The organism is Paractinoplanes lichenicola (assembly GCF_016785085.1).
Taxonomy (GTDB): domain Bacteria; phylum Actinomycetota; class Actinomycetes; order Mycobacteriales; family Micromonosporaceae; genus Actinoplanes; species Actinoplanes lichenicola.
Window position 1 is genome coordinate 161,511 of the sequence record NZ_JAENHO010000018.1, and the last position, 12,553, is coordinate 174,063.

Below are 12,553 nucleotides of genomic sequence, written 5' to 3' on the forward strand. Positions count from 1 at the left end.
CCAAATTCATTCCTAACGGCATATGCCAGATCTAAATCTCTTCTTCTCCGGTCGATTTGGAGTACTTCCGTGATGTCCTATCCCTCGCGACATGCACCGGCCAGCCCGATGGCTGCAGCCCTGGCACGTGCCCGGCTCGGAGTGTGGCCGCTGGTATGGATCGTGATGGCCGCCGCAGCCCCGCTGACAGTGGTGGCCGGGGGCGCCACTGCCGGCTTCGCAGTTACCGGCCTGACCGGTATCCCGCTGGGATATGTGGTGGTCGCGGTGATCCTGGCGGTCTTTGCGGTCGGCTACGTCGCGATGTCGCGCACGATCGTGAACGCGGGAGCGTTCTACACCTACGTCACCCGCGGTCTGGGGAAACCCGCCGGGGTCAGCGCCTCCTTCGTCGCTGTCGTCGCCTACAACGTGATGCAGACCGGCCTGTACGGCGGGTTCGGGGTTGCCGCCCACGACTTCGCCGCAGCTCATCTGGATCTGTCGGCGCCGTGGTGGACATGGGCTCTCATGTCGTGGGCGCTGATCGGTTTCCTGGGCGGGCGGCGCATCGATCTCAACGGCCGGGTCCTAGCGGTGCTCCTGATCGCCGAGATCTGTGTCGCGATCATCCTCGCCATGGTTCAGGTCGCGCACCCGGCCGACGGGCTCGTCTCGTTCACCACCCTGTCACCGGGCAACCTGTTCACCGCCGGGCTGGGCGCCGCGCTGGCCACCGCGATCGCGGGGTTCGTCGGGTTCGAGGGCACGGCGGTGTTCAGCGAGGAATCCAAGGACCCGCAGAAGACCGTCGCCCGCGCCACCTACCTCGCCCTCGCGATCATCGGCGTGCTGTACGCGTTCTGCGCGTGGGCGATGTCAGTGGCCACCGGCCCGGACCAGATCGTCGACAAAGCCACCACAGACGGCTCACAGCTCATCTTCAACCTGGCCGGACCCTACGTTCCCTCCGCGGTAGTCACACTCGGGCAGCTGCTGTTCGTCACCAGCTTGTTCGCCGCGTTACTGGCGTTCCACAACACCGCCGCCCGCTACTTCTATGCCCTCGGCCGCGAAGGTGTCCTGCCGGCGGGGCTGGGCCGTACGAGCCCGAAGACCCGCGCCCCGATCGCCGGATCGCTGCTGCAAACCCTGATCGGTGCGTCGGTCATCGCCGTGTTCGTGGTCAACGGCTGGGATCCGTTCACGCAAATGTTCTTCTGGCTGACCGTACTCGGCGGAGTCGGTGTGCTGATCCTGATGACCGCCACCTCGGTCGCCGTGTGCGCCTACTTCGCCCGGCCCGCCCACCGTGACGGCGTGAACATCAGCCGCGGCATCCTCGCACCCGCCTTCGCCGCACTCGCACTGGGCGCCGTACTGGTGGTGACGCTGGGCCAGATGCCGACCCTGCTGGGCGTGGACCCAGCCTCACCACTGCGCTGGCAACTACCCGCGATCTTCGCCGTGGCCGCCGTGCTGGGCGTGAGTTGGGCACTGATCCTCAGACAGCGTCGCCCGCAGGTGTATGAAGTGATCGGGCTCGGCGCCAACAGCGCCGCCGCCGAGCAGGCCAAACCGGTCTCGGCAGGCCGGTGACCACCATGACCGTCTCGAACGCCACCATACGTTCCGCCGTCCGCGACGACGCCATAGCGATCGCCGACGTGCTCACCACAGCTTTCCTGTACGGCGACCTCGCCACCTGGCTCATCCCGCACCCCGACACCCGGGCACGGGTCTACCGCCCGTACTTCGCTCTGCTCACCGAGCAAGCCCTGGACCACGGCCAGATCGACATCACCTACGACCCCGACGTGGGCGTCACCGCGGTCGCCCTCTGGTACCCGATCGCGGACAGACCCGTTCCTGCACCAGATGGCTATCAAACCCGCCTCGCCCAGATCACCGGTGAGTACCTGCACCGCTTCACCGCCCTCGACCAGGCAACACACCGTCACCACCCCTACACCGATTGGCACCACTACCTCGGACATCTCGCGGTCCGCCCCGACTTTCAACGCCGAGGTCTGGGCGGCGGCCTGCTGCGCCATCACCACCGTGAACTCGATCGCACTGGCACTGCGGCGTACCTGGAGGCCACCGGCTCGGACAACAGCCGCCTGTACGCGCAGTTCGGCTACCAACCCTGCGCCACCTACCACGTCACTCCCGCCGGCCCAGCCCTGTTCCCGATGTGGCGGCCTGCCCGGCTCGCGACGCCACAGCGCCACAAAGCCGGCCGATCTGAAGCGACGACTCCCTTTGCACAGCAGCCGTCCAGGCCAACCTGAGCTGTTCGAGACGAAGCCATCATGACCGCACCGGATTCGAAAGTTCCCACCGTGACCCCCGACCAGGCGCCGCCCGAGGCGGAAATCAAGCGGTTCGACCCGACCCAGGCGACACCCGCACGCCGCTACAACGCTCTGCTCGGCGGCAAAGACAACTTCGCTGCTGATCGCGTCGCCGCCTCCGGCATCCGCAATGCCTTCCCGGACGCGCACATCGCCGCTGCGGAGAACCGCCGGTTCGTCTTGCGGATGGTGCGTCACCTCGCCCACGACCACGGTGTCCGGCAGTTCCTCGACCTCGGCTGCGGTCTGCCCGCCCGCGTCGACGTGCACGATGTTGCCCAAGAAGTGCATCCCGACGCCCGGATCGTCTACGTGGACAACGATCCCCTGGTCGCCGTCCATGCTCGAGCACTCATGCAAGGCGGCCCCCAAGGCCGTACCGAGTTTCTGGTCGGCGACCTATGCGAGCCGGACTCGATCCTCGCGCACCCCGCTCTACGGGCCACCTTCGACCCCGGCGAGCCGGTCGCCGTTCTGGTCATGGCGGTACTGCACTTCATCCCTGACACCGCGCAGCCCCACATAGCGATCCACACCCTTCTGGAGGGGTTACCGGCCGCAAGCTACCTGGCCATCTCCCACGGCACCGCCGAGCTGCTCCCCACTGCGATCCGGGACCAACTGCGGGTTGTTGCCAAGGATGCCGCTCAAGGAACGCTCGTTTCCCGCACTCGCGAACAGGTTGCCGCGTTCGCCGATGGGCTCGACCTGATAGGGCCTGGTGTCACTCCGATCGTGGACTGGCTGCCCGATCTCGATCCACAGCCGACCAGCACACCCGAACAAGCACCCTGCTACGGGCTACTCGCGCGCACCTCGGCTGAGGCCGTCAGCTCCGCGTGCCCCGCAGCACAGCGAGTTCGCGCATGCGCTTTCCCCACCGCCATGTCAAAAGTTGGACGATCACCGGCCATCGCGCCGGCCGTCGATAAATCCCATCCGGTTCCATGAGAGGACAAGGCAATGGGTGACACTGTCACTGCCAATCCGACCCTCAATGCGTACGCCGGTCCCATCGATCTGAGCCGTCCTCATTTCGTCGGGGTCGGCGGGTCGGCGATGTCCGGTCTGGCGCAGCTGTGTGCGGCCCGGGGCTCCGACGTCAGCGGCACCGATGCCGTCGACTCGCCCCGGCTGTCGGCGCTGCGGGAGGCCGGCTGCTCGGTGAAGGTCGGGCATGATGCGGCCGCGATCGACGGCGCGTCCTGCGTGATTTACACGTCGGTTGCGGGCGAAGCCCCGGAGACCGCGGCGGCGCGCCAGCGGGGCATCCCTGTCGTGCACCGCATGCAAGTCGTTCAACATCTCGCGCACGGCCGGGAGTTGGTGGCGGTCGCGGGCACGCACGGCAAGTCCACCACCACAGGCATGCTCGTGGCAGCGCTGCGTCAACTCGGGCAGGATCCGTCGTTCCTGGTGGGGGCGGACCTGACCGAGCCGGGTACGGGCACGCACAGCGGCGGCGGGGACCTGTTCGTGGCGGAGGCCGACGAGTCCGACCGGGCGTTCCATTTCCTGACTCCGGCGGCGGCCGTGGTGACCACGATCGCTTTCGACCATCCGGAGAACTACACCGGCCTCGACGACCACATCGACGCCTACCTCCGGTTCGCCAGCGGGATCCGCGCCGTGGGTGTGCTGGTCGTCAACGCGGACGACCAGGGCTGCCGGGACTTGACGCGCCGGGTACGGGTGCTGCGCCCGGACCTGCGGGTGGTCACGTTCGGCCGGTCCGCGACGGCCGCGGTGCGGTTGGAGAACATCAGCCGCCAGGGCTGGAGCAGCCAGGTCACCGTGGCGGTCGCCGATGCGGGCCGGTGCGTGATCCGGCTGGCCAGCCCGTCGGCGCAGCACGCCCAGGATGCGGTCGCCGCGCTGGCGCTGCTGGTCGCGCTCGGCCACCCGCCGGTGTCGGCCGCCGAGGCGGTCTCGGCGTTCGCCGGGGTCCGTCGCCGGTTCACCCGCGTCGGTCAGATGGCCGGGGTCACGGTGATCGACTGCCACGCCGACCACCACAACGAGATCGCCGCCGACCTGTCCTCCGCCCGCGCGGTGGCCGGGGACGGACGGGTGATCGCGGTGGTGCAACCGTCCGGCTACGCCCGCGTGCAGGTCTTCGGCGCGGACATCGGTGCAGCCCTCGCAGCCGGCGCCGACTGCACGATCATGCTCGACGTCGCCGGCGCGGCACCGATCGCCGGGGTCACCCGTTCGATCGTCGGTGACGCCGTGATCATGGCCGGGGCCAGCGTACGGTTCGCCACGCACGAACAGGTACCTGCTCTGGTCTCGGCCATGGCCGGTCCGGGCGACGTGGTGGTCCTGCTCGGTGTCGGCAATGTCGGCACGCTCGCTGCTCCGATCATTGCCGCGGTGGGCGCGACCGTCGAGGTGCCCGTCTAGAAGATTTGTCCGTCGTGTACGGAGGTCAGCAGGGGGCGCCGAAACTGGCGTCCCCTGCTTTGTCTCGTCGCCGGATCGGCTACCGGGATACCCCGGCAGCCAGGTCATCAGCGACCGGCATCAGTCCTACAGCGTTGGACGCCTTGAACAGCACCACCTCACCCGGCCGTACGTGTTGGGCAACCAGCTCGGCCGCCGCGTCCTTGTCGGCCGCGTGCACCACAGCGACCCCCGCCTCGGCCGTGGCCGCTCCCAGCCGTACGGCATCTTCGTTACCTACCGTGATCAGCAGGGCAGGCCGTAGTTTGCCGACGGCCCGGCCGACTTCGATGTGGTCGTCGGCGGAGGTGTCACCCAGCTCGTTCATCTGCCCCAGCACGACCACCATGCGCCGCCCGGCGGCGATGGTCTGCAACGACTTCAGCGCGGCGATCACCGATACCGGGCTGGCGTTGTAGGCGTCGTTGATGACCGTCACCCCGGCCGGGTTCTCGGACACCTGCATCCGGCCCTGCGACACCGGCTCAGCGTCGTTGAGTGCCTGTGCCACCAGCGGGAGATCATCGGTGAAGTGCAACGCTGCCGCAGCCGTGGCCAGGGCGTTGGAGACCAGGTGCTCGCCGTGCAGGCGCAGACTCACCCGGGCCGTACCGTGCGGAGTGACCAGCGTGAAGGCCGGTCTGCCGGCTGCGTCCACGCTGACGTCCTCGGCCCGTACGGTCGCCTGTGGGCTGCGGCCGAACGTGACGACCCGCGCGACGGTCCGGGCCGCCATCGCCGCAACCATCGGGTCGTCGGCGTTGAGAACAGCCGTCCCATCAGCGGGCAAAGACTCGACCAGCTCGCCCTTGGCTTGAGCGATAGCTTCACGGCTGCCGAACTCGCCCAGATGCGCGGTGCCGACGCTCAGCACGACACCGACCTGTGGACGCACCACGGAGGTGAGGTAAGCGATGTCTCCGACGTGCCGGGCGCCCATCTCGAGGACGAGGAATCGTGCGTCCGGGGTCAAGCGGGAGACGTTCTCCGGCATGCCGACCTCGCTGTTGCGATTGCCGGGCGGCGCGGTGGTGGGACCGAACTGGGAGAGCACCTGACCGACGAGGTCCTTGGTGGTGGTCTTACCAACCGAACCGGTGATGCCGACGACGCCGAGCCCGGGAAGCCTGCGTACGAGGGCTTTTGCGAGCCGCCCGTAAGCAGCTTGCACGTCGGAGACCACGATCGCCGGTACGCCGAGCGGACGCGCGGCCAGAACCGCGACGGCACCAGCCTCGATCGCCTGATCGGCGAAGTCGTGCCCGTCGACACGCGCCCCAGCCAACGCCACGAACAGGCTGCCCAGCTCAACATGCCGCGAGTCGAAAGTGACCAGCCCGGTCACAAGCGTGTCCGAGGAACCGTCGTGCAAGGTCCCACTAACGTCGGCCGCAAGCTCGGCCAGAGTCAAAGGCAACACCGACAAACCCTATCGTTCCGGCGGCTGCTCGCTACGCGCCCGGCACCACCGACCATGGCAACGTTAACCGGCTCGCCAGATGGCCGGCACAACCAGCACGCTCCACCCAACCCATTTCGGGTCGCGGCGGGCGGATCGAAACCGCGATCGTTGACACCGAAGTCGCGCTGCTCCGGCTTTCGATCTGACGATCCGTACGACTGATACACCCATATTTGTCATCGTCTTTTCGGTTGATCAGATGGACACCGGTGTTCGGGTAAGCGCTTTCCTGGCCGTATGTGTAGATGAGGTTTGATTGACGGTCGGCACGTCCGGCACCTCGGGCGTCAGGAGCGATGATCGGAGGCGAGGGGTGAGCCGCCGTTACGAGGTAGGCCCTGAGCAGAGCTCTCGTCTCCCGCCGTCGGCTTCTGTCGCTGCTGGCGTTGATCTTCGGGGGGTGGGGGAGCGGCATTGGCGGCTGCTCGGGTTGCTGGCGGAGCACGGTGTGCTCGACACCTGGCAGGTCGCTGAGTTGATGTTCAGGAGTCGGCCGTCGGCGGTGCGGCACCTGCGGGTTCGCATACAGGCAGGTCTGGTGTGGCGGTTCGTCCATGACAACGACTCGACGCATATGGCGCACTATGAGGTCAGCGCAACTGGTGTGCGGCTGCTGGCGGGACGGTTGCATAGTGCGGGGTTGGCGGTGCCGGTGGCGTTGGGTCGTGAGCATCGCGATCAGTTCGAGGTTAACGAGTTTCTAGTTGGCCTGACCCGGGCTGCTCGGGCGTCGGCGGGTTCGGCGTGGCTGTACGGGTGGCGGCGGGGTGAGGACGTCACGGTGTGGCTCTTCCGGTTGGGTATCAGTGGGGTCCAGCCGGGTGCGGCGGGTGTATGGCTGCAGGACGGGCGGGCGTTGCGGTTCCTGCTGCATGTCGACGAAGACCACGTCCGCGCCGGCGCAGAGACCTCAGCGCCGCGGCCGGTTGACGCATTGAGCGGCTACCGTGCGGCGTCGGGGGTTCCGGCGGGTTGCGTGTTGCTGTTGTGCCCCACCGACCTGCGGGAGCAGCAGGCGCACGAGGACCTAGCCGCTGATTCGCTGCCTGTCCCGGTCGCCACCACCTCGATAGACCGGTGGGCGAAGGCGCCGGACCCGTCAGGACCGATCTGGACCGTCACCGGTCAATCCCGGCGGCGGCTGATCGACGTCGCTTCCTCCTGACCGATGGCGTACCGGTTCCAGCCGGTTCGTAGTGGCACCGTGAGTGACAGGACTGACCGATCACGAGGCAGTTCGGTGCGGCAGCCCGCTCGGCTGTCGGTCCGGCGGTCGGTGCGGGTGTCCGGCTTGATCCGGACCCCTAAACCGACCCCCGCCTCCACCCAACACCGCAGCTCACGCCTGCTCTGAGGAGTGCTGCTGATGTCGCTACAGACCCTCTCTATGGGGGTCTCCCGATGGGGAAAGGAACCACACCTATCTACTGCTCTCGAAAGGACCCTGCGTATGGAGGAAGACCTCCTCGCGATTCAAGCTCATCTCACCGATCGTGACCATGTCCTGCTCGGCTGGCTGGCCGAGCACGGCGTGCTCACCTCGTTCCAGATCGCCCACGCGTTGTATCCCTCGCTGGACTTCGCTCAACGGCGACTACGAGCGCTGTGTCAGACCAAGAAGGTGCTGGGCCGGTTCCGGCCGTTCCGGGCCGAGGGCGGCACCTTCCCGTACCACTACGTGCTCAGCCAGAAAGGCACCGACGTCGTCGCGGCTCAGCGCGGCGACCCGGTACCGCGCCGAGACCAGGCCCGGCAACGGCGCTGGCACCTGACCAGCCGGGCGAACCTGCCCCACCTGCTGGGCGTGAACGGGTTCTTCACCGATCTCGCCGGCTACGCCCGTACCCACCCCGAAGCTGCGTTGGAACGGTGGTGGCCGGCGGCCCGCTTCACCACGATGGGCGGCTTCGCCGAGCCCGGCGACCCACCCACCCTGCTGATCCGCATCCCGAAGGTACGCCCCGACGGGCACGGCATCTTCACCGAGCGCGAACGACGAGTCCCGTTCTACCTAGAGCACGACACCGGCACCGAACCCCTGCCGGTCCTGGTCGACAAACTCGACGCCTACGAAGACCTCGCCGTGGCGACCGGGCGGGTGTACCCGGTCCTGTTCTGGCTGCACTCGAGCCTGCGTGAACGGCATCTGCATCAACGGCTGACCGACGCACGCATCCGCCATCCCGTCGCTACCGCTGCCCGCGACCGGGCAGCCAGGATGAACCCGGCCGAAGCGATCTGGTGGCTGCACGGCCGCCCTGGACCACTGCAACGACTCACCCAGCTGCCCGCGTCCGCGCCCGCGGCCGCGGATTAATGAGCGACCCGTACAACGCGACGTGGCGGCAGAAGGGCGACGGGCCCAACCCGTCCATCCAATCGGAAAGGCGGCCACCCAACAGGCAGCCAACCACCGGATCCGACAGAGCCCAACACCGCCTGACAGAGCCCACTGACAGAACGCGAACCACCTGACACAAACGATGCTCGGACGGAGATCCTCCGTCCGGGTACGGCAACCCGATGATCACCTCGACCCGGTCTCAAACCGGGCGAACCCGCGAAGGAGCAACAGATGTCCATCATCCTGCGCCGTCGGCCCGCACCTGTTCGGCGAGGAGGGCGATGGCGCCACGCCGTCCCGAGAAGCGACTGACCCCGCAACCACCGACACCCGGCACCACCGGCGGCAACCACCGAGCCGGAAACCCGCACGCCGACACGCCAGGCCATTCCCATGCGCGAGGCACCCTGCCGATGGCTAGACATTTGACCGACCCGGCGATCGAGGAGGAGATCCAGGCACTCGCAGCTGAAGCAGCACTTCCCACCCCAGATCAAGCCGCCCGCCTTGCCCGGCTCCTCCGGCTGCACCACCGTCAGCATCGAAACGCAGCCTGACCGGATCTTGCCCGCGGGGTGACGCGCATGCGCATAGCACGTCGCCCCGTGGAACCGGGGTATCGGCCGGCGAACGACGGTGGGCGAGCCGGTGTGCGCGTCTAGATCTAGCTTCACCTCCCCACCAAGGGGACGGCAAAGCTGGTCTTCGCGATGGCCGCGGGCAGCGAGCCCGGAACAGAGCCTCGCCCCAACCTCTCGCGACGACGGTCATTGCCTGGCCGGCGGCTCGGCGACGGGAATTACTCACCAATGCCGGAGCACCCTGGCTGGATGGAGGGCGCGAGTGGCTAGGCTCAAGCATGCTCCCACACTATGCAAAATATGGCTTATGGATGGCTTTGGGAATTGTGATTGGTTTAATCATGAGCCGAGCGGTCTCCTTGGATATGGTCAAATCAAAACTTGCTCTCAAAAACCTAGATAGCCTGCAAATCTGGCAGAAGATAGCTGTGACGCGTCGAATTCCGAAGGCAGCCAGAAGGTTTGCGCAAGATCGTGCCGCGTTGCTCTGGGTCTCTCGGATGCAGCAGCGAGAGATCGGCGCTCCGAGAAACGAGAAAATGGTTCTGCCGCCGGGTGAGAGCGTCGAGGTCCCGCTAATGTGGGTGACCGAGCTATATACGCCAACCTCCTTTGAGAACCTTCGGGCTGGGCTGTACCGACTCTTGCGTGCGGCGGACATTCGAGACATCGATTCTAAATTGTCGTCAATCGAAGCTTGCCGACGAGGGGGCGGTTACTGGTCGAACCTTGTCTGGCTTCAATCTCGTACCTCAACGAGGTTCAATCCCCAAGCTGTCAGAATGGATCTTCCAGATGGAATCGAAAGTATTCGTTTGGAAATCGCATCAGTCACCTCCTCAACTACCGCATTGGTGGGAAGCTTCACCTTTAACGATGACCGTAGCCGGGAGTTGAATGCAATAGTGAGTCGGCCGCCCGCCGGGGCTGTTGAGAGGAAGTCGGGACGCCAAGCATCATATATCTATGCCGATTCGGCACGGGTGAAGGAGGTCCAAGATTGGTTCCTGCAACTTCAGAATTTGGCAACAAAGTTCATTTCGAGCCGGATGCCCGGATCTTTGTCAAGACTATCCCGTTCGCCTCTTCCGGCGGTGACGATTATGGTGGCAAAGGACCTAGAGCCATGGCAGGAGCGCCCAGCTGGGCCATCGACCTATCTGGAAATCCTTGGCCTGACGAGTCTTGATGGATATTGGGAGAATAGTAAATTCCCCGGCCTCAGGCTCAATGATGCAAGGTCCACTTTTCACTTTGGTAAGCCTTTCGGGCGGCACCTAATGCTTGCTGTGAGACGAGAAGCATTAGTCGCGATGACTACGAATCGCCATAGCTCTCATCTGGAAGACGCTGACTCTAGGGCTCGTGAATCACTTCACACTTTGGATGCCTATCTGATCGCGGGAACTTGCATACGATGGGCCGTGATCGAATGGTTAAGTTCTCTGGAGGCTGACCTGGCAGAGTTGCGAGACTTGATTGACAAGAATGCGAAGAACCGTTCAGGAAGGTGGCTCGAAGAACTAAGAGTGAGGCATATCAGAACTTCGCTGGATGGTCGCATCGTTGTGAAGGAATTAATTGATCGTGCCAACCTTAGGCGCATGAAATTCCCGATGGATACAGATTTCGTCAAAGTCCGGCCAGGCCATGAGGACGAAGGCTCGAATCTTTCTGACGCAATGATGACTCAAATCGAAGCTCGTGGAAAGCGAGTGGTGGAGTTCGAAGCCGACTTAGGTGAACTGCTTTCGACGAATGCAGATTTGGCGATGGCGGATCAGAATCTTAGGCTCGCGCGCAAGGTGAGTTTGCTAACAGTGGCGTCAGTCGTAGTCGCGGTGCTTTCCCTTCTGGTTGCGGTTGGCGCAATTATTGTGACCGTGAGACCGGATTTCATAGGGTCCGGCTCAACGCTTTCGCCAGGAAACGGGAGTGGTACGAAATGAGATTCTGATCGACGGATGGCAAACGACACCGGAACTCGTGAAGCAGCGATCGTGCCCGTAGATTGGTGCTAAATCTAGTACCTGCCGAACGCGCCATTCGAGCGCCCATAGATGTGAATGAAAACTGCTTTCGCCTTTAACGCGCGGAACTTCGGGGCCGCCAGCCACCGGGGAGCGGATACTTCGGCGGCGGCGCCGGCCAGGAACTGCCAAAGCTCATTGCGGCCGAGTACCAGATCCCACACAGTGATCTGGGCGGCACGGGAGATGTCTTCGAGGGCATGCTGCGAACAGCCCAGGTACAGAGAGCCTTTTTCAACGTGGCGAGGGCCTCGCTTGCCCGCACTGGGCAACGGCTTGGCACCCTCAGGACCGATGGCAGTTTGAAAATTGCTCAACTCATTGATCAACGAGTAAGGGCGAGGTCCCGCGTTGCCCTCCGTCGTTACATCGTTGGCATGCGGGCGATGACGTCGAACGTGTGTCAATGCTTGGTGCCGCGGTAGGCAGGGCCGTCCTCCTCGACCTCGGTGAACCGTAGAACGTCGAGTCCGTCGGACAGTGTGCGGGCGGCGGATACGTCGAGGAAGACCTCGTCGGTACTACCGGCCCAAGAGTCACGTTCGCCGAAGAGGTTAACTCCTAGCCAAGGCACCCGGTCGCAGCCGAGTACGGATCAGCCGCTACACGGGATAAAGATGGTCGGCGCCGACGTACGGCAGTGAATAGGCGGCGTAGATCAGATCCGCCGGCGGCAGGTCGCTGAGGGCACGCAGGTCGGTGACCTGGACCGTCAGCCATGCTGGATCTGACTCGTCAGTCGCGGCCAGGACTCGCTCGCGCGTGCCAGGCACACCGTCGGCGGCGTAAACCCGCCAGCCGGCACGCAGTAAGGCCCGGGTCTCGATTCCGGCGCCACAACCCAGATCGATGGCATCACGGCCGACCCCGTCGCCGGCCATCGCGATCAGCTCAGCGCACAACGGCCGGACCTCACGCTCCCGCTGACTGTCATTGTATTTCGCCCAGTGTTCCCCGCCGCGCACCGCTATCAGCCCATCCTTCGCTTGGTAAGCCGGTCTATCTTGCCCGGCACAGCGAGGTCGACTTTGAAGAGGGCGGTGTAAGCGCGAGCCCTCCGAGCGTCCACACAAACCCGAGTAGCCGCACTTAGGTTCTGAGTGACGGGGATAGCCCACCGCGTCGAGTACCACTTCAACCGCAGGTACGGTGAGAGCCGACGAGACGTCTTCCTGCTCCGGACCGGGACCGGCCTGGCAAAAATCTCGGCTGCGAGGGCGGTGCCGACGGTCGCGAGATGACCCACTACTTCGACGACTAGTCCGACGCCCGCAGGATGCTGAAACGAATGCTCGACGCCGTCCCGCCACAGCTGTCGAACTGGGCGAAGATGTCACCGACGCGTCCAGGGAGCCGCT

At 65.1% G+C, this 12,553-nt stretch carries 10 protein-coding genes; 7 read left to right on the top strand and 3 right to left on the bottom strand.

The features are described from left to right. Positions 1-72 precede the first annotated feature (72 nt). From JKJ07_RS44420 to JKJ07_RS44435, 4 genes are read left to right on the top strand one after another with little or no spacing between them, the layout of a single operon-like run. Complete coding sequence (locus tag JKJ07_RS44420) at positions 73-1,578, top strand: APC family permease (RefSeq protein WP_202998154.1); 1,506 nt, start codon at positions 73-75, stop codon at positions 1,576-1,578. A gap of 5 nt (positions 1,579-1,583) precedes the next feature. Continuing rightward, on the top strand, positions 1,584-2,273 hold the full coding sequence (locus JKJ07_RS44425) for a GNAT family N-acetyltransferase (RefSeq protein WP_236031033.1): 690 nt from the start codon (positions 1,584-1,586) through the stop codon (positions 2,271-2,273). 21 nt (positions 2,274-2,294) lie between these two features. Further along, on the top strand, positions 2,295-3,287 hold the full coding sequence (locus JKJ07_RS44430) for an SAM-dependent methyltransferase (protein ID WP_202998113.1): 993 nt from the start codon (positions 2,295-2,297) through the stop codon (positions 3,285-3,287). A 12-nt stretch (positions 3,288-3,299) separates the two neighbouring features. Continuing rightward, a complete protein-coding gene (locus tag JKJ07_RS44435; RefSeq protein ID WP_202998114.1) occupies positions 3,300-4,739 on the top strand; it encodes a UDP-N-acetylmuramate--L-alanine ligase in 1,440 nt (479 codons plus the stop codon). Positions 4,740-4,818: 79 nt separating this feature from the next. Here JKJ07_RS44435 and JKJ07_RS44440 read toward each other — a convergent pair whose 3' ends face one another. Next, on the bottom strand, positions 4,819-6,198 hold the full coding sequence (locus JKJ07_RS44440) for a UDP-N-acetylmuramoyl-tripeptide--D-alanyl-D-alanine ligase (protein WP_307834755.1): 1,380 nt from the start codon (positions 6,196-6,198) through the stop codon (positions 4,819-4,821). Positions 6,199-6,640: 442 nt separating this feature from the next. Between JKJ07_RS44440 and JKJ07_RS44445 the strand changes: the two genes are divergently transcribed. The 3 genes from JKJ07_RS44445 to JKJ07_RS44455 all read left to right on the top strand — a co-directional run bounded on the left by JKJ07_RS44445 (position 6,641) and on the right by JKJ07_RS44455 (position 11,114). Then, positions 6,641-7,405 (top strand): replication-relaxation family protein, encoded by a 765-nt coding sequence (locus JKJ07_RS44445; protein WP_307834756.1) that lies wholly within the window; start codon positions 6,641-6,643, stop codon positions 7,403-7,405. 285 nt (positions 7,406-7,690) lie between these two features. Beyond that, positions 7,691-8,557, top strand: coding sequence for a replication-relaxation family protein (locus JKJ07_RS44450; RefSeq protein ID WP_202998116.1), 867 nt, complete (start codon positions 7,691-7,693; stop codon positions 8,555-8,557). Between the two features lie 919 nt (positions 8,558-9,476). Further along, positions 9,477-11,114 carry a hypothetical protein gene (locus JKJ07_RS44455; protein ID WP_202998117.1) on the top strand — a complete coding sequence of 546 codons (1,638 nt, stop codon included), beginning with the start codon at positions 9,477-9,479 and terminating at the stop codon, positions 11,112-11,114. A 74-nt stretch (positions 11,115-11,188) separates the two neighbouring features. On the opposite strand, the gene JKJ07_RS44460 is transcribed toward JKJ07_RS44455, so the two are convergent. Together JKJ07_RS44460 and JKJ07_RS50755 are read right to left on the bottom strand one after the other, a co-directional pair. Beyond that, positions 11,189-11,524: a hypothetical protein gene (locus JKJ07_RS44460; RefSeq protein WP_202998118.1), complete on the bottom strand. Its 336-nt coding sequence runs from the start codon at positions 11,522-11,524 to the stop codon at positions 11,189-11,191. Positions 11,525-11,797: 273 nt separating this feature from the next. Beyond that, positions 11,798-12,160, bottom strand: coding sequence for a class I SAM-dependent methyltransferase (locus JKJ07_RS50755; protein WP_307834757.1), 363 nt, complete (start codon positions 12,158-12,160; stop codon positions 11,798-11,800). Positions 12,161-12,553 lie beyond the last annotated feature (393 nt).

What these genes read in the sequence shown, in the direction of transcription:
- JKJ07_RS44420 (WP_202998154.1), top strand. Translation starts at nt 73, where the DNA reads ATGTCCTATCCCTCGCGACATGCACCGGCCAGCCCGATGGCTGCAGCC.
- JKJ07_RS44425 (WP_236031033.1), top strand. Translation starts at nt 1,584, where the DNA reads ATGACCGTCTCGAACGCCACCATACGTTCCGCCGTCCGCGACGACGCC.
- JKJ07_RS44430 (WP_202998113.1), top strand. Translation starts at nt 2,295, where the DNA reads ATGACCGCACCGGATTCGAAAGTTCCCACCGTGACCCCCGACCAGGCG.
- JKJ07_RS44435 (WP_202998114.1), top strand. Translation starts at nt 3,300, where the DNA reads ATGGGTGACACTGTCACTGCCAATCCGACCCTCAATGCGTACGCCGGT.
- JKJ07_RS44450 (WP_202998116.1), top strand. Translation starts at nt 7,691, where the DNA reads ATGGAGGAAGACCTCCTCGCGATTCAAGCTCATCTCACCGATCGTGAC.
- JKJ07_RS44455 (WP_202998117.1), top strand. Translation starts at nt 9,477, where the DNA reads ATGGCTTTGGGAATTGTGATTGGTTTAATCATGAGCCGAGCGGTCTCC.